The sequence below is a fragment of the Microcystis sp. M44BS1 genome (assembly GCF_020244875.1).
In the GTDB taxonomy this organism is placed as follows: Bacteria; Cyanobacteriota; Cyanobacteriia; order Cyanobacteriales; family Microcystaceae; genus Microcystis; species Microcystis panniformis.
Genome location: NZ_JADBVM010000219.1, coordinates 1 through 17092 on the forward strand (window position 1 = coordinate 1; position 17092 = coordinate 17092).

At 43.2% G+C, this 17092-nt stretch carries 20 protein-coding genes and 4 pseudogenes; 16 read left to right on the forward strand and 8 right to left on the reverse strand.

The annotated features are described in order from the left end of the window. The 6 genes and pseudogenes from IM515_RS17065 to IM515_RS17090 form a co-directional block, all read left to right on the forward strand. Positions 1-356 (forward strand): annotated as a pseudogene (locus IM515_RS17065) (hypothetical protein); the annotation flags it as partial. Then, entirely contained in the window at positions 353-637 is a 285-nt protein-coding gene (locus tag IM515_RS17070) for a hypothetical protein (protein ID WP_287629882.1), read from the forward strand. The pseudogene IM515_RS17065 and the gene IM515_RS17070, both read left to right, overlap by 4 nt. 29 nt (positions 638-666) lie before the next feature. Then, positions 667-996 (forward strand): DUF6883 domain-containing protein, encoded by a 330-nt coding sequence (locus IM515_RS17075; RefSeq protein ID WP_002765845.1) that lies wholly within the window; start codon positions 667-669, stop codon positions 994-996. 6 nt (positions 997-1002) lie between these two features. Next, positions 1003-1263: a DUF4926 domain-containing protein gene (locus IM515_RS17080; RefSeq protein WP_002765844.1), complete on the forward strand. Its 261-nt coding sequence runs from the start codon at positions 1003-1005 to the stop codon at positions 1261-1263. Between the two features lie 22 nt (positions 1264-1285). After that, on the forward strand, positions 1286-1513 hold the full coding sequence (locus IM515_RS17085; protein WP_002756985.1) for a hypothetical protein: 228 nt from the start codon (positions 1286-1288) through the stop codon (positions 1511-1513). Positions 1514-2599: 1086 nt separating this feature from the next. Further along, a pseudogene (locus IM515_RS17090) lies at positions 2600-2719 on the forward strand (PEP-CTERM sorting domain-containing protein); the annotation flags it as partial. Between the two features lie 84 nt (positions 2720-2803). Here IM515_RS17090 and IM515_RS17095 read toward each other — a convergent pair. The 4 genes from IM515_RS17095 to IM515_RS17110 form a co-directional block, all read right to left on the reverse strand. Beyond that, positions 2804-3157, reverse strand: coding sequence for a HepT-like ribonuclease domain-containing protein (locus tag IM515_RS17095; RefSeq protein ID WP_287629883.1), 354 nt, complete (start codon positions 3155-3157; stop codon positions 2804-2806). After that, positions 3147-3437: a nucleotidyltransferase family protein gene (locus IM515_RS17100; RefSeq protein WP_043996430.1), complete on the reverse strand. Its 291-nt coding sequence runs from the start codon at positions 3435-3437 to the stop codon at positions 3147-3149. The genes IM515_RS17095 and IM515_RS17100 overlap by 11 nt, the downstream gene beginning before the upstream one ends. Positions 3438-3728: 291 nt before the next feature. Further along, positions 3729-4319 carry a recombination mediator RecR gene (recR, locus tag IM515_RS17105; protein WP_043999193.1) on the reverse strand — a complete coding sequence of 197 codons (591 nt, stop codon included), beginning with the start codon at positions 4317-4319 and terminating at the stop codon, positions 3729-3731. Between the two features lie 120 nt (positions 4320-4439). Beyond that, complete coding sequence (locus IM515_RS17110; protein WP_002737551.1) at positions 4440-4973, reverse strand: DUF4330 domain-containing protein; 534 nt, start codon at positions 4971-4973, stop codon at positions 4440-4442. A gap of 212 nt (positions 4974-5185) precedes the next feature. Between IM515_RS17110 and speA the strand changes: the two genes are divergently transcribed. The 7 genes and pseudogenes from speA to IM515_RS17145 all read left to right on the forward strand — a co-directional run bounded on the left by speA (position 5186) and on the right by IM515_RS17145 (position 11812). Continuing rightward, a complete protein-coding gene (gene speA / locus IM515_RS17115; RefSeq protein WP_287630264.1) occupies positions 5186-7225 on the forward strand; it encodes a biosynthetic arginine decarboxylase in 2040 nt (679 codons plus the stop codon). Between the two features lie 77 nt (positions 7226-7302). Then, entirely contained in the window at positions 7303-9318 is a 2016-nt protein-coding gene (locus IM515_RS17120; protein WP_287630262.1) for a ribonuclease catalytic domain-containing protein, read from the forward strand. 155 nt (positions 9319-9473) lie between these two features. Then, on the forward strand, positions 9474-9659 hold the full coding sequence (locus IM515_RS25970; RefSeq protein WP_346304790.1) for a hypothetical protein: 186 nt from the start codon (positions 9474-9476) through the stop codon (positions 9657-9659). 219 nt (positions 9660-9878) lie between these two features. Further along, the gene (locus tag IM515_RS17125) at positions 9879-10154 is read left to right on the forward strand and encodes a UPF0175 family protein (protein ID WP_190359402.1); all 276 of its coding nucleotides are present in this window, start codon (positions 9879-9881) and stop codon (positions 10152-10154) included. Next, a pseudogene (locus IM515_RS17130) lies at positions 10151-10599 on the forward strand (PIN domain-containing protein). Before IM515_RS17125 ends, IM515_RS17130 begins: the two are co-directional and overlap by 4 nt. A gap of 189 nt (positions 10600-10788) precedes the next feature. Beyond that, entirely contained in the window at positions 10789-11268 is a 480-nt protein-coding gene (locus IM515_RS17140) for an excisionase family DNA-binding protein (RefSeq protein WP_287630258.1), read from the forward strand. Continuing rightward, entirely contained in the window at positions 11252-11812 is a 561-nt protein-coding gene (locus tag IM515_RS17145) for a PIN domain-containing protein (protein ID WP_287630256.1), read from the forward strand. Before IM515_RS17140 ends, IM515_RS17145 begins: the two co-directional genes overlap by 17 nt. 896 nt (positions 11813-12708) lie before the next feature. Here IM515_RS17145 and IM515_RS17150 read toward each other — a convergent pair. Continuing rightward, on the reverse strand, positions 12709-13428 hold the full coding sequence (locus tag IM515_RS17150; protein ID WP_190359399.1) for a PEP-CTERM sorting domain-containing protein: 720 nt from the start codon (positions 13426-13428) through the stop codon (positions 12709-12711). A 425-nt stretch (positions 13429-13853) separates the two neighbouring features. On the opposite strand from IM515_RS17150, the gene IM515_RS17155 reads away from it, so the two are divergent. Beyond that, complete coding sequence (locus tag IM515_RS17155; protein WP_287630253.1) at positions 13854-14156, forward strand: hypothetical protein; 303 nt, start codon at positions 13854-13856, stop codon at positions 14154-14156. Beyond that, positions 14131-14490, forward strand: coding sequence for a DUF5615 family PIN-like protein (locus IM515_RS17160; protein WP_079209849.1), 360 nt, complete (start codon positions 14131-14133; stop codon positions 14488-14490). Before IM515_RS17155 ends, IM515_RS17160 begins: the two co-directional genes overlap by 26 nt. A 125-nt stretch (positions 14491-14615) precedes the next feature. Here the strand turns inward: IM515_RS17160 and IM515_RS17165 are convergent, their stop codons facing one another. Beyond that, positions 14616-14867 carry a type II toxin-antitoxin system RelE family toxin gene (locus IM515_RS17165; protein ID WP_004162546.1) on the reverse strand — a complete coding sequence of 84 codons (252 nt, stop codon included), beginning with the start codon at positions 14865-14867 and terminating at the stop codon, positions 14616-14618. Further along, positions 14846-15040 (reverse strand): hypothetical protein, encoded by a 195-nt coding sequence (locus IM515_RS17170; protein WP_004162545.1) that lies wholly within the window; start codon positions 15038-15040, stop codon positions 14846-14848. Before IM515_RS17170 ends, IM515_RS17165 begins: the two co-directional genes overlap by 22 nt. Before the next feature lie 420 nt (positions 15041-15460). Here IM515_RS17170 and IM515_RS17175 point away from each other — a divergent pair, with 420 nt between their 5' ends. After that, positions 15461-15712, forward strand: coding sequence for a UPF0175 family protein (locus tag IM515_RS17175; protein WP_002764591.1), 252 nt, complete (start codon positions 15461-15463; stop codon positions 15710-15712). Positions 15713-16561: 849 nt separating this feature from the next. On the opposite strand, the pseudogene IM515_RS17180 reads toward IM515_RS17175, so the two are convergent. Next, positions 16562-17092, reverse strand: a pseudogene (locus IM515_RS17180) (RNA-guided endonuclease TnpB family protein); the annotation flags it as partial.

A 17092-nucleotide genomic window follows, 5' to 3' on the forward strand; every position in this document is an offset into this window, starting at 1 on the left:
AAGAGAAGATATTGATAAAAATAGCAATCATAAAAACCAAATCCCCAACATTTATCAAGCAATTATTTTTATTAGTAAATATTCTACACGACTCAGTCCAGATAAGCAAGATGGCTTACCACTACTACCGAATCACTACCCCCATCGGCTTGCCCCTATGCCGTTCCCTTTCTGGCTACAAAGACCTGTGGGAAGTGCGGAGCAAGCTGACTGGCGGGCGCATCGCACGGGTCATTTTCTACATCAGCCAAGGGGAGATGATTTTGCTGCACGGCAACATCGGCGAAGTCCCAAAAAACCCCCAAACAGGAAATCGATTTAGCTCTCAAGCGCAAGAAGGAACACGAAAAATATGACCGCTAACCCCCATACTGGCTCTGATTTCGATGATTTTCTCAAAGAAGAAGGTCTTTACGAGGACTGTAGTGCGGCGGCGCTCAAACGGGTGCGGTTGCGGCAGTTGGCTGAGGAGATGAAACGGCTCTCTCTGACCAAAACAGAGATGGCGGTGCAGATGCAGACCAGCCGGGCGCAACTCGACCGCCCCCTCGATCCGGAAAAGGCGGGCGTTTCTCTCGATACCATCCAACGGGCGGCTTCTGTGGTAGGCCGCCAATTGCGAATAGAATTGCTCTGAGGGGAATCAGAAAGTTCGGAGTGCCGCAGATGAAATTACCCAACGGGGAACTGGCAGAAGTCTCGATGGAAAAACTGATTGGCTATTGCTTAAATCCAGAACATTCCAGGGGAAAAAATAAAGCCAGAGTCTTTCGCTCTCGTCTGGGAATAACTGCCGAGAATGCTGAGGTTTTGCGATCGCTCATCGAACAGGCTGCCCTGGAGGGGGAAGTTGTGCAACAAGCGGTCACGGAATTCGGCCAGCAGTTTAAAGTGGATTGGACGATACCAAAACGGGAAGGAACACAACTGCGAACTATCTGGGAAATCGGCTTAATTAATCCCAACCCTCGCCTAATTTCTGCCTTTATCAAGTGAAGTAAAATGAAAGACATCAAACTCTTAGATCCGGTTGCCATCCTCAACTCCGTCCCTCGGGAGCGATTGACTTTAGTTGAGCCAGATTATGAAGCTGTCCCCAGCTTGCCAAGCGGACAGGTGGGAACAGTGGTTGAGGTATATGAAAAAGGTTCGCGCTATCAATATTTAGTGGAATTTTCTGACAGTCAGGGGCGGGAATATGCGATGGCTATTCTGCCAGGCGATGAGCTTCTGGTCTTGCATTATGAACTGGAGGCGGCGTAAATTCTGCTTAAGGGAAAACGCTATGGCTCAAGTAAAAGTTTTCTATGAACCGGAAACGGAATTACTCACTGTCTTTTGGCAATCCCCCAGAAAGGAGCAGATTTGTACTGAACTGGGGGATGGAGTGATTTTGATTAAGGATTCCACCAGTGGCGAGCCGATTGGCTTGGAAATTCTCTCCTATCGCCCTGGGGACAATCGCTTTGATGCGGTGAGCGTCGAATTGGGGCATTTAAGTCCCGTCAGTTGATATGGGTAGTTATTCTGGTTGTCCTCTAACTCCAAACTCATCTGAGCGTTGAGGAGGCATTTCTTGGGGGATGTCCCTATTGTCCCAGGTGAGTCCGTGTTAGGGAGGGGAATGTAAAGATTTGTAAATTGTAGCTTTTGATACAGTTATGGGGGGGGTAGTGTGTATAGTTTCGGTAAGTCCACCTTCTCTGCAATCAAAAAAGAGTTTATGAATAGGTTAGGTATAAAAAGTTTTTCAAAAACTGCTGGCATTACAACTGCTGGCATTACATTAGTAGCAGTTTTTACTGGCGGGCTGATGCCCGATAAAGTAAATGCTCTAGAGGAGACGTTTTTTGGCTTCGTTACGGACGGCAATAATTATACTATCCTCAATGTACCCGAATCATTAGAGACAAGTGCTCGTTCAATAGACGGCACTAATATTGTTGGTTGGTATAAGGACAATCAAGGAAATGCACGCGGTTTTTTATACGACGGTGTGACTTGGAATTATATCGATGTACCAAACTCAACATTTACACACGCCTATGGTATTGATGGTAATAATATCGTTGGTTGGTATGGAGATACTTCAAATCAAAGACGTGGATATCTATATAATGGAGTAACTTGGAACACACTTGATTTTCCTGGAGCAGAAGCAACAGCGGCTTATGGAGTCCAAGGTGGTAATATCGTTGGCGCCTATAGAGAAGGTGGTACGGATCATGGATATCTATACAATGGAACAACGTGGACTAATCTTGACTTTCCAGGATCAACACTAACATACGCTTTTGGCATTTCTAATAACAATATTGTGGGATTATACCTAGATGCTAATGGAGTTGAAAATGGTTTCCTATATGATGGAACGACATGGAATACTCTGAACTTTCCAGGAGCAAAAGGAACAGGTGTAGTTGGTATTGATGGGAATAACCTTGTTGGTTACTATCGAAAAAGTCCTAATGGTCTAGCTCATGGTTTTCTATATGATGGGACGACATGGAAAGCTCTTGATGATGCTCCAGGGGCTACCGATACTGTTCCTACCGATATTAGTGGCAATTATATTGTTGGTTTTGCCAGCGTAAAATCTCCAGAGCCTTCTTCTATTTTAAGCCTCCTCGCCCTCGGTACACTCGGCGCAACCTCAACCCTCAAGCGCAAACTGAAGTCCTCTAAATCCACCGGACAAGAAACCACAAAAGTAGGCTAAATTGCTTCTAAAAATACGACCATTGCCACCCCTTTATTCAGTCAGTTGAAGGGGTGTATTTTTTTGCTTTCGCTTATCCAACAACTATTCTGCTTCTATTTCGCTTTCTAACACTTCTTGTAGTTGTGGCACTAAGGTCGGTAAATCTTCTTGAATTGTTGCCCAAACTCTACTTAAATTAACTTGAAAATATTCGTGAGTTGCAACATTTCTCATTCCTCCCATCAAACGCCAAGGAATAAGAGGATGGCGAGACTGAATTTCCTTTGGTACATTTCTAGTTGCTTCTCCAATAATGATAAAATCATAGAGAACCGCTTTGACAGTTGTTTGATTCTTAGCAAATTCCTCAAACGTCATTCCCTTTGTACGCTGTTCAATTTCCCTGATAGATTCTAAAATGTCTTGAAGGCGAAGTCGCCAATCTCTAGAAGGCATTGATAACATCCTCCAGCACAGGTTCTCGTAAATGTTCTCTTAAGGCATCCTGAGTTCCTAAATCCACAGAACATCCCAGAATATCTTCTAAATAATACTGTACTTGCAGAAGTTGAAAAAAACCACCTTGTCGATTAAATTCTACTAACAAGTCCACATCACTGTCCGCATGAGCTTCATCCCTGGCAACTGAACCAAATAAAGACAAAGATTTGACCCCCAGTTTTTGTAACTCTTCCCTGTGTGCGTCTAGAATTGCCAGTACCTCATCTCGTTTCATCTCTGTTTCCTTGCCCAAGCCACTTAATCTGCCAAATCTTTCCAGAATAGTTAGGGTCTGCTGAAAAAGTACGGGCGAAGCATTCGGATAGAAAATCTCCGGTTTCACCGATAGGTTATTGCCCGAATGCTTCGCCCCTACAGGACGCGGGCCGATGAAGACGCAAGGTTTTGAAGCACGATTCTTTCAAAATCTTGCACCTGTTTCACGAGAAAAGCCACAAAACCCTTACCTTGCCTACATTTCACATTTATTCAGCAAGCCCTACTTAATCCCAACCTTGGCGAGATTTTACAATTCCCGACGACCTTCTAAAGCTCTCGCTAGGGTTACTTCATCAGCGTATTCTAGATCGCCGCCCATGGGCAACCCAAAAGCGATACGGGTAACTTTAGTGAAGGGTTTTAGTAAACCCCCGATATACAAAGTCGTGGTTTCCCCTTCGACACTGGGACTGATAGCTAAGATAACTTCCTGAATTTTTTTCTGGCTGACTCTGGTGACTAAAGACTGTATATTTAATTGATCCGGTCCAATCCCATCCATAGGTGAGATAACACCCCCTAAAACGTGATATTTGCCCGAATATTCCCTAGTTTTCTCCAAAGCAATCACATCTCTGGAGTCAGCTACCACACAGATAGTCCCCGTTTCCCGGTTAGGATTGCGGCAAATTTCGCAGATCGGTTCGGCCGAAAGATGAAAACAAACCTGACATAATCCTACTTGTTTTTTGGCTGCCACGATCGCCTGGGCCAATTCGATCGCATCTTGTTCCGGTCGTTTGAGAATATACAGGGCCAAACGTTGGGCGCTTTTGGGTCCCACCCCGGGTAATTTTTGTAACTGCTCGATCAAACGAGCTAAAGGCGGTGTATAAATAGCAGTTAATCCTCTTATCAGTTATCAGTTATCAGTTATCAGATTTGAGTTTTCAAGTGAGCAGTGTTACATGGAAGTTTCCTGCTGTCTTTTCACTGTTTACTGCTCACTGTTTACTAACTAAGACCTTTTTGGTAAACGGACATCGATAACACTGGTGTTGAAATTATAGTTATCTCCTTCTAACTCGATTAAAGTGCCAATTTTCACCTTTTGACCGCCAACAACCGCACCAGTATCAGTAACTTCCGCTTGACCACTGAGAGTCATAATCATATCTTGAGAATAGTTTTCTGTGCGGGGATCGGGTAGGACTTTTACACTACCATCTGGCTGCGGAACTAAGACATTTCTCGATAAAGGTTTAACATTTTTTATATCCACTTGACCGGCCGGTTGATTACGAATAACAATATTAGTTTTCTTCTCGGTATTGAATTGATTAATCAAAGCATTGGGATTGAGAACACTTAAACCCCGGACAATAACATCCACTTCTATGGGTTCTTTGGTAACTTGAGCGATCGTACTTTTACCACTCGTTCCAGGGACAACAAAAATACCGATAATTGTCAATAAAATTACTAAGGCCGCTCCGATATCAAGCAAGCTAAATTTACCGAATAAACGTCCTTTTGAGTCTAATAATTGCATAAGCGGTTCACTATAAAATTTTTGGTAGAAGGGTGTTGGGGTGATGGGGGAATGGGGAGATTGGGGGGTGGGGTTTAGGGTGTACAAAGCGGCCCCTTGCCTTTTGCCTCCTAACGGCTAATAGATTCTATCACGATCGGAATCTTGGTCGCAGACAGGAAGTCTGACTTAAGATAGAAGATTGGAGTCTCACACGGAGCGATCGATAGACAATGGCGGGTAAAACTCAACTTAAGAAACTAGAAAAGCAATTATCTCAACTTGATCTGACCCCTTCTGACGGTAACAACCTCGAAAAAGTTGCCCCCGTTAAACATTGGTCGATCGAAGATAGCGAAAATCTCTATCGCATCCAAGGCTGGGGAGAACCCTATTTCTCGATTAATGCCGCGGGAAATATCACCGTCTCGCCCCAGGGAGAAAGGGGCGGTTCTTTGGACTTATACGAGTTAGTTTCGGCGATTAAGCGGCGTAATATCGGTTTACCCTTGTTAATTCGGTTTAGTGATATTTTGGAAGACCGGATCGAGCGCCTGAATGCCTGTTTTAACCGAGCGATCGCCCGTTATAATTATGCCAATGTCTATCGCGGTGTCTATCCGATCAAGTGCAATCAACACCGTCACATCGTCGAGTCTTTAGTGCGTTTTGGCAAACCCTATCAATTTGGGTTGGAGGCTGGTTCAAAACCTGAGCTAATGATTGCTTTAGCTACCCTAGAACCTGCCTTAAACGGCAAAAATGACAAAACACAACCATTGCTAATTTGTAACGGCTATAAGGACAAAGAATACCTGGAAACAGCCCTGTTGACCACTCGTCTCGGTCATCGGCCTTTGATTGTCATCGAACAATTGGAAGAATTATATTTAACCCTGCGCGTCAGTCGTCAGTTAGGAATTGCCCCTCATTTGGGAGTGCGTGCGAAACTGGGGACAAAAGGGGTGGGCCGTTGGGGATGTTCCACGGGAGACCGGGCAAAATTCGGTTTAACCGTCCCCGAAATCTTAACGGTGGTGACGGAATTAGAACAAGCGGGAATGTTAGATTGTCTGCAACTGCTGCACTATCATATCGGGTCGCAAATCTCCGCTATTAGCGTCATTAAGGATGCCATTCGCGAAGCTAGTCAGATTTATGTGGAATTAGCGAAATTAGGGGCAAATATGACCTATCTCGATGTGGGGGGTGGTTTAGGGGTCGATTATGATGGCTCAAAAACTAACTTCTACGCCTCAAAAAACTACAATATGCAGAATTATGCTAATGATATCGTGGCTGAGGTCAAAGAAGCTTGTGAAGATGCCCAGATTTCACCCCCAATTCTCATCAGTGAAAGTGGACGGGCGATCGCTTCTCATCAATCGGTGTTAGTCTTTGATATCTTGGGAAGTAGCGAGGTTCCCCAAAATCCTCCCGATCCCTGCAATGGGAAAGAACATCTTATCCTCCGTAATCTCTGGGAAACCTACACGGGTATCGATGAGCGCAATTATCAGGAAGCTTATCACGATGCGGGACAGTTCAAAGAGGAGGCGATTAGTCTGTTTAATTTCGGTTATCTCAGTCTCAAAGAACGAGCTAGAGCCGAACAATTGTACTGGGCTTGTTGTCACAAAATTCTGCAAGTGGCCCGACAAGAGGATTATGTTCCCGATGACTTGGAAGACTTAGAGCAAATTATGGCCTCAATTTATTATGCCAATCTCTCGGTTTTTCAGTCAGTTCCCGATAGTTGGGCGATCGATCAACTATTCCCAATTATGCCGATCCATCGTCTCGATCGAGAACCTACTCAAAGGGGAATTCTCGCCGATTTAACCTGTGATAGTGATGGGAAAATTGCTCAGTTTATCGATTTGCGCGGGGACGTAAAATCAGTTTTAGAATTGCATCCGTTGGAGTACAAAAACGGGAAACATTCTCCGGAACCCTATTATCTAGGAATGTTTCTGGTGGGTGCTTATCAAGAGATTATGGGCAATTTACATAATCTTTTTGGCGATACTAACGTGGTACATATTCAGATGAGTCCCAAGGGATACGATATCGAGTATCTAGTCAAAGGAGATACGATCACGGAAGTATTAGGTTATGTACAATATTCTGCGGAAGACCTGTTAGAAAGAATTCGTCTTCGTTGTGAACAAGCTTTGCAGGAAAATCGCATGACTGTGGAAGAATCCCAATTACTACTACAGGATTATGAACGCAGTTTGCGACGTTATACCTATCTAGTGGGTGGGGATTGATGATTGCTCTTGCCGATCGAGTAATCGATCGAGGATGATAGAAAATAGACAAAATAGATAGGCAGTAAGGGGAAGCAGTGGAAAAGGGAACGCTGGTAGAATTTCGAGTCCAAGGAGAAAGGCGCTTAGGGGTGATCGATCGCCCAGAAGGTAAAAAAGATTGGATCGTCATCGATCAAGGGGGAAACCCGCATAAACTGCGTCCCCAACGCTTCGATTACATTATCAAAGCAGGTCCGTCCAACTATAAAGAGATTGGCAATTTTCTGCGGGAAGTCCAACCCTATCTAGATGCTAGTGGTTTAGAAGTGGCCTGGGAATTATTAGCCGGGGAAAATCAGTTAGTCACTCCCGAAACCATGGCCGAGATTCTCTTTTCCGATCGCGGTCCCCAGTTTTGCTATGCGGCCCATTGTCTCTTGAGTGATGATAAAGTTTATTTTAAAAATAAAGGGGATGGTTACGAAGCCCGCTCGGAAAATCAGGTAGAGGAAATCAAACACCAGCTAGAGGTGGAACAACAGCGTCAACGGGAAAAAAGCCAATTTCTCCAACGTCTCCAACAGGCCCTGGCCGGTGAAACGGTAGAATGGTCAGAAAGCGATCGAATTCGTCTGGAATCTCTAGAAAAATTTATCCTCCAACCCGAACAAAAATATCCAGCAGCCATGGACATACTCTCGCTGCTGGGCCGTTCCCAAACCCCCGAGGCTGCTTTTGAATTGTTAGTCGATTTGAAATGGTGGAGTAGTCACGAAAACCTTTTCCTGCGACGCAGTTCCTACCCTGTTCAATTCTCGAAAAAGGTACTTGATGTGACGCGTCTTAATTTACTCAATCCCCCTGCGGATGCGGATGTCAACAATCGTCTCGATTTAACCCACCAAAAAATTTATACCATCGACGATGAAAGTACCGAGGAAATCGATGACGGATTATCGGTGGAAATGCTCGCGGATGGTGGTCATCGTCTCTGGATCCATATTGCCGATCCTAGCCGTTTAGTGCATCCCGATGATGAATTAGACCTAGAAGCGCGTCGTCGCAGTACCAGTCTTTATCTTCCCACGGGAATGGTTCCCATGTTTCCCCTAGAATTGGCCGCAGGTCCGATGAGTTTGGTACAGGGTAAACTGTGTCCCGCATTGAGTTTTGGGGTAATCCTCGATGAAACAGGGGCGATCGCAGATTATCGGATTCATCCTAGTACAATTAAACCTACCTATCGCCTCACCTACGAAGATGTGGACGAAATGTTACATCTGGATCTGCAGCATGAACCGGAAGTGAAGATTCTCAACCGTTGGGCAAAACAACGCCACGCATGGCGCAAATCTCAGGGATCGATTAACATCCAAATGCCAGAATCATCCATTAAGGTGAAGGATAACGACGAAATTATCGTAGAATTGCAGGAAGTTTCTCCATCTCGGCAATTAGTGGCGGAAATGATGATTTTAGCCGGAGAAATCGCCGGTCGCTACTGTCAGGAACACGAGATACCCGTGCCTTTCCGCGGACAACCACAACCGGAATTACCCCCCGATGAGGAGTTAATTTTACTACCTGCGGGCCCGGTGCGTTCCTGTGCCTTGCGTCGCTGTATGCCGCGCAGTGAGATGACGACGATTCCTAACCGTCATGCTAGTCTGGGATTGAATACCTATTCCCAAGTAACTTCACCAATTCGCCGTTATACTGACCTTTTGACCCATTTTCAACTAAAAGCCCATCTCCGGGGCGATAAACTGCCTTTTACCCGGGATAGAATGCAGGAAATTCTCTATAGTGTCGCTAGTTCGGCCCAAGAAGCCACCTCGGTGGAACGACAAACTAATCGTTATTGGAGTTTGGAATTTTTGCGACGACAGGGAGATCAAGTCTGGCAAGCTCTGGTATTGCGCTGGCTGCGGGAAGAGGAAAATTTAGGCTTGATTTTATTGGAGGAATTGGGGTTAGAATTACCCCATCGTTTTGAGCGCTCGGTATCTTTAGGCGATCGCTTCCAAGTACAAGTTAGTCGCTCTGATCCCCACCGCGATGAGATCCGTTTTCGCGAGTTATCGGGTTTTGTCTCCTCCCAAGCAAGTTAATCTCTCGCGGAGACAGAATTCAGGAGTCGAGAGATAGGGTGATAGGGATTTAGGGGTTTAGGGAAATTTCAGCCAAATGCTCCACTACCCCACACCCTGCCACCACCGAAAAGCTTTTTGCCGCAAACCCTAAATAAGGTTCTTCGGTTTGTGTTATGCAATGGACGGAGGTTATAAGGGATGAAACCCTTATAGAGAAAGGCATTTGGCGATTTTTATCAATTGTTTTCGATCTAGAGGGAACTAATCAATTAAATCTCTTGCCAGATAAGAATTTAGTCGATTTATGCCACCCTATCGAACTATACCAAGTAAGGAAGAACCGTCTGTTTTTACTCTAGAAAAATGATAGATCAAATCAACCTACGGGCGCAAATCTGTTGTAATACTAAATCTGGTTATTAAAGACTGATTATTTATTCCCCTTTTTGCATGAGTGCATGAGCAGAAAACGGGTTTCTCCGAGAAACCCGTTTTCTGTGCGTTACTCAACGGATTTAGTATAAAATGTTAGTATCTGGCAGTTAAAAGAGCCAAAAACTTCTGCATAATCCCGACGTATGACCATAACAATACGATTTGATTTGCCTATTAATATCTCGGAATCTCTCCATTCACAAGCAGAGGAACAGGCTAAGATAGCATATATCATGACTTTGTTAAAACATGGAGAAATTAGTAGTGGGATAGCCGGCAGGCTATTGGGAATCTCTCGTTTAGAAGTTCTCGAACTTATGGGTCAATATGGGGTTGCCATCTTTCCCGACCAAAATCGAGAAGAGTTAGAACAAGAAATTACAGAGACCCTCCAATTATTGGAAGATTCTCCCCCGTGATTATTGTCTCTAATACCACTCCGTTAAGTGAGTTAGCTAAAGTTGGTCAACTTAACTTACTCCAAAAACTCTTTGGTAAAATTATCATTCCCCAAGAAGTTTATAATGAAGTCACCACGGGAAATCATCGGGCTGCTTCGGTTGTTCCTACTGCTCAGTGGATTGAGGTATTTACCATTCAATCTCCCGCTCAATTATTACAGTTGCAAATTCAGTTTAAACTCGATTTAGGCGAAGCGGCTACAATTATCTTGGCAGAAGAATTAAAAGCGAATCGAGTCTTAATAGACGAAAAATTAGGACGAAAATTGGACTTTTATTAATTGCCAAGAAGAAAGGAATTATTATTGAAGTTAAACCCATTTTAGATCAGTTTTTGAGTCAAGGCAAAAGAATTAGCCCAATTCTTTATCAAGAAATATTAGGAATGGCTGAAGAAAGCTAGAAATTAATTCCAGACAGAAACCAGAAGAGCCAGAATTTTATCGATAGATGAGAGCCAGTGCGGAAAACTTATTCGATCAAAAGCTCTATAAAGCTTATGATGTATCAATTTCAGGGTTCTTGTCCCCCTGTCAGATTGGTATGTTAAAATGAGGTGAAATAATATAAATGCGTGGAGTCATTCTTTGATATGAGTAAATATTCTAATTTTGACCCAACTCATTTTGTTGTCGAACCCGAAGAAACTGAACAAATAACCCAATTAAATCAGCTGCTTAATAGAGAAATACCGACGAGACTCGTAACCGAACAGGGAGAAAATATCCATATTCCCGAATCGGTTTTAATGGTACTTCGTTACAGTGTGGCTGCCTTAGCATCGGGACAGGTAATTCAGTTAAATGTTACCCCTCAGGATTTAACTATAGAAGAAGCGGCTAATTTGTTAAATGTTTCTAACTCTTATCTAATAAAATTACTAGAACAGGGGCAAATTTTATCGACTAATGTAGGCAGTGATAAACGAATAAAACGAGAAGATTTGCTAATATATAAAGAGAAAAAATATCGAGAAAGAGAACAAATTTTAAATAACCTTGTAGCCATGACTGAAGCGGAAGGACTATACAGAAAAGATGAGGAATTAAACCTAGATGACAGCAGAGCCTAGGGTTGTTTTAGATGCTTGTGTTCTTATTCCTCAGTATTTACGCGATACTTTATTATCAATTGCTTGGCAAGGTTTATACTCTCCTTACTGGTCGAAATTAATTTTAGAAGAAACAACCCGCAATCTGATTAATCGATATAATATAACTTCAATAAAAGCCCTTAATTTAGTGGAGACAATGAAAGCAGCTTTTCCCGAAGCCATGATTGAAGTGCCATCTGGTTTAATTGAGTTAATGACAAATGACTTAAAAGACCGTCATGTTCTAGCAACTGCTGTTATGGCTAAAGCTAATCTAATTTTAACTAATAATCTTACCAATTTTTCACTTTCAGCTTTAGAAACTTGGGGTATAAAGGCTCAATCTCCTGATACTTTTTTAAGTCATTTGTTCGATGAATATCCCGAAGAAATTAAATTCAGTCTAAATCGGCAGGTCGAGAAATATAAAAATCCTCAAAAATCTCTAGCTGAATTACTAGAGTTTTTAGATAAAAAAGCCAATTTATCTAATTTTTGTCAAAAAATAACTAAAATTCTTTGATATAACTGAACTTCTCCAGTGTAAATGTACTAGCTATCTAAACATGGCTACAGAGGGAATCGCTTACTCTAGAGATTGATGACACTATCTGTTACAATCAAGTTAGCGATCGCTATACAGCGAACTCTAGGGAATCGCTCCACTCCAGATACAGTCAACGGTAAAGCCATTTTCAAGTGAAAAATGTACCCAGTAGCCTCTTTTCAATTTTTTCTGAGAAGCTCCATAAGGGTTTTGTTAATTTTTTAGTATTTCTGTATGGGGGAAGTCCAGTTATTACAGGATTCAACGTTTCTGACCCTGATGTTCTCTATTCTCTGGTTACTCATCAACCCATTCAACTCTTACAAAAAAGCCAGAATCAAGATTCTTTAAGTCAGGCAATTGTTTAGACCTCTTGCAAAAGACCTCTTGCAAAAGTCTTAAGTCGATCCTTGTACAGCAACATTTTTGAAGATTATCAACTACTAATAAATAATTAACTGAAAGTCCCTCCCATTATTGTTTCTATCGTTTGTTTTCGGATTTATGCAAGAGACCTTTTAGATTAACTTGATTGCCTGGGAATTCAGATTGGGATGACTAATTAACGTGAGTACGGGTTAAGCTGAAACTCTTATTCTGTCGTTGGCTTGAACACTGATTCCCTCGTTGAGGAAGTCTCAAAATAGCCTTAACGCGAACATCAGATTAATTTAACCACGAGTTATGATCGCAAAAAAAGGTGATTTTTTAATTATCGATACTTATCAAGGGATTCCAATTATCAATTCAGCCGAGTTTCTCACCCTTTTCTAAGATCACTGAGATTTTTTTTGGGTTAAAAAAGATGGTAAAAATAAACCCCTTCAAGAGAGTGAATGAAGGGGCGATCGCAAGTTTTTTATTGATGGTTTTTAGGAGACTGTTGTGGTTTCCTTTTCTGTCGATTTAGAGGGTTTCAGTTTGCGTTTGAGGGTTGAGGCTGCACCGAGAGTGCCAAGGGCGAGAAGGCTGAGAGTGGAAGTGGGTTCAGGCACCACTTCTACAACCCCAACGCAAGAACCGGGACAGCCTGCATAGTCAGAAAAGCCTGGTGGGTTCGACCAAGTTGAGTTAAAATCTGAGCGGGCGAATACTTGATAGGGTTCTATCAAAGTTCCTTCTTGGATATTGAAAGCTATACCACCAAAAGAAAATTTACGGAATGTGTCTCCTACTGGCAATAATGGGAAGTCCGGTGCAAATCCACCATCGGGATTGAAAAGGTTGTCTGTAGGGGAATGAGGAATCTGATCACCAGCAGCGGAAACAATCGAACCAACTGGAAGAAGTCCAACAATAGGATATGTGATGCTTTCGTCGGTGTATGTCCCCGACACCGACGTGACTCGGTAACCAGTAAAGGTATAAGCTGGGGAAGTACCAGCGAGTGGCCCCCACAGAGGGTCAGTGTAAGACGGATAACTTTCAGTTATTAGTGTATCTTCAGTGGTTAGGATTAAATCGAATGAATCATCATCAGTTCGTAACCCATCGAACCGGAATGTAAGAGCGTGAGCGGATTCAGCAACCAAGCTAAGAACTGTAGTAACTACAGCAGTCCCAAGAGCCAAAGCTAATGTGCAATTTTTCATTTTTTACTCCTGAGTAGTGTTTTTGTTGGTGTAAGGTTGTAGTTTTACTTTTTCAGGTTCGGAGTGCGATCGCCCCTCTTGCAGCCTAGTTCAAACAACAGCCCAACCCAACAACAAAGACGGACAAAAGGACTATACACACTCCCCCCCCGACAAAGTATCAAAAGCTACAATTTAATAAATCTTTATATTTCTCTCCCTAGCAGCGACTCCCAAAGGAAGGAATCTCAATTAGTTTCCCCTGTTTTACTCCTTCTCAGGCGAACTATCGTCTTCTGTGAGGGATTGTGGCGCAGTATGTCGGATTCGCCTTTGCGTTCTCCCTTGACTGCCCCTCAACGCGATCGCTAACCCAAATTAAGCACGATTACCCCGCACCAACCAGATGATAGACTAGGGATACGAGCTTTTATCAAGGCATCGCCATGACCACCAACGCAGCAAAAACCCAATGGCAGTATTTAGAGAAGCGTCCTCATTCCTGGCGACAGCAGCTTTACCTTAAGGGAAAGAAACTAAGAGCCTATACAGTTTGGTCGGATCTGCTGGTCAACGGTGATACCGTCCTAGAAGCAGCAGATAATTGGGATTTACCCTTAGCCGCGATTCAAGAAGTTATTTGTTATTGCCAAACCCATCAGTCTCTTTTGCAACAAGAGGCAGAAGAAGAACGCCGTTATTTAGAAGAAAGGGGAATAGTGCTTGAGCCTTCGGTTACTCATCGATGAAGACTCCCTCGCCAAGGTTCTTGTCAAAATACTGAGAGTTGCTGGTCACGATGTCATAACGGTCAACGAAGTAGGACTTTCTGGACAGCCTGATCCTGTTGTCTTGAACTATGCCCGACAAAACAATCGAATCCTGCTAACTCATAATTGCCGAGATTTTGAAGCCCTCCATCAAGAAAGCCCCCGCCATTCAGGTATTTTGGCCATTTATGAGAATAGGGACTACTCAAAAAATCTCAGTAGAGGGGAGGTTGTTAAGGCAATCGCCAATCTTGAAACGGCTAACATCCCTCTGTCTAATCAGTTCATCTCCCTGAACCACTGGAACTACTAATCCTAGCTCTTCCTGAACAGCGACTCACAGAAGAAACAGTCTCAGGTGCTTTCCCCCGTTTTACTCCTTCTCTGGCGAACATCCTCTTCTGTGAGGGATTGTGGAGCGGTATGTCGGATTCGGTATTATTTATAAATATCACCACGAGAACCGATCTCAGTGATAATGAAAAGCCGTTCTTCTCGATTGACTTGCATTAATACCCGATAATTACCAACTCGCAGACGATAACCCTCACGCCCTTTAAGTTTCTTGAAATCTGTCTGAGTAGGACTAACCAGCAATTGATCCAGTTCATTTAAGATACGCTCTTGGCTACGAGGCTGTAACCGTTTTAGGTAACGCTCGGCTGGTTTTAAGATGATGTAACGCCACATCCTAATTCAGCCTTTAACTTTACTAAGGATTTGCCAGGATCGCGCCCTTCTAGATACTCCTGATAGGCTTTCTCTGCCGCTTCAATTTCTTCGGGAAGCACGTCATCAGCCGTCTCAGAAGTTTCTAAATACTCTAGGAATTGCTCAATATCTACAGCACTTTGGTCGTTCATGCTACTGCCCTTACTTCCTTATTGTTTTTCTGGCTTTCATTTTAAATTTTACCACATTTATAAGTGTATCCTAAGAGTGCGATCGCATCGATTCACAGGAGAAGGAATCTCAATTAGTTTCCCCTGTTTTACTCCTTCTCAGGCGAACTATCGTCTTCCGTGAGGGATTGTGGCGCAGTATGTCGGATTCGCCTTTGCGTTCTCCCTTGACTGCCCCTCAACGCGATCGCTAACCCAAATTAAGCACGATTATATTGCCATAAAGCCGTAGAGGCTTGGTCTCCAACCCCTTGAGGACAAGATAGGCTGCACCCGCTCATTCTGTCGGTTGGAGAGGGGAAACCCGTTACTGATTCTGCTCACAGAGAAGGACTAATTTTATTGGTGTAGAATAGAGACAATTATTGAGAGAGAAAGAAAATGAGCACTATTTCCCTTGAAATTCCTGAAGAAATCTTAATTAGTCTCAAAGAAACTCCTGAAAATCTATCAAGAGAATTAAAAATATTGGCAGCCGTTAAACTTTTTGAACTTGACAAACTATCTTCAGGACGTGCAGCCCAATTAGCCGGAATGTCACGAGTAGAATTTTTAACTATTTTGGGGCGTTATCAAGTCTCCCCTTTTTCTTTAACGACTGAACAATTGGAACAAGATATTGTCAATGCCTAATCCTCAAGTCATTGTCAACACCTCTCCTCTACTGTACTTACATCAAGTGGGCTATTTGGAATTGCTGGTTCTTCGTTACTTAGTATGGTTCGATAGGGGAGCATAAATCGACTAAATCCTTATCTGGCAAGAGACTTAATTGATTAGTTCGCTCTAGATCAAAAACAATTGACAAAAATCGCCAAATGCTTTTCTATATAAGGGTTCCATCCCTTATAACCCCCGTCTATTGCATAACATAAACCGAAGAGCCAGATAACTAAAATTCTTTGATATAACTGAACTTCTCCAGTGTAAATGTACTAGCTATCTAAACATGGCTACAGAGGGAATCGCTTACTCTAGAGATTGATGACACTATCTGTTACAATCAGGTTAGCGATCGCTAGACAGCGAACTCTAGGGAATCGCTCCACTCCAGATACAGTCAACGGTAAAGCCATTTTCAAGTGAAAAATGTACCCAGTAGCCTCTTTTCAATTTTTTCTGAGAAGCGACCTGCAGTCAGGGTTTTGTTGATTTTTTAGTATTTCTGTATGGGGAAGTCAAAGATCACAGTTGGGGCTTCGGCCGTCAACCAAACCCACCAGAGCGACGTACTGCTACGCAGTGCCTTCGGCATCGCACTTAAACCCACAACTTCAATGAGCGTGCATGGTGCGTTCCCCAAAATTGATTGGTGGAGCAGTAGGACTTGCATTAGGGAACGCACCCTACGGCTTTTTCAGCAAACCCTAAGCAGCTTTCCGTAAACTGCTAATTGCACTTTTCGCCTCTTTGAGTAAGTCATTCCAATCATCTGGAGGTTGACATCCTCGCCGCCGTAAAACGGACGGCGATTCCCAAACCTCACGATTTAGGTTTCTGCTTCTTTCCCTTGCGGGGTTCCGCACCTGCCAGAACAGATTTACTCTGTTCTGGTCATCAGGTCGCTCTACAGACTGACACCGCAAGCCCTGCGGCCAAAATATTTTTACTCGCGTTAATATCTCGGTCATGGTGAATCCCACAGTCTGGACAGTCCCACTCTCGAACATTTAACGGCATTTTCTCAGCAATATACCCGCAATTACTACATCTTTTAGAGCTAGGAAACCATCTATCTATTTCGATGTAATTTCTGCCATACCAACGGCATTTATAGGCTAATTGTCGAGTGATTTCTCCCCAGCTAACGTCAGATATTGCCTGAGATAATTTCGGGTTTTTGACCATATTCTTGACGGCTAAATTCTCAACCACAATCGTTTGGTTTTCCCGAACTAATTGAGTGGTTAGCTTATGTAAATGGTCTTTTCTGCTATCGGTGATTTGAGCGTGAATCCTTGCTACTTTGATTCTCGCTTTTTCCCGATTTTTTGACCCTTTCTGTTTTCTAGA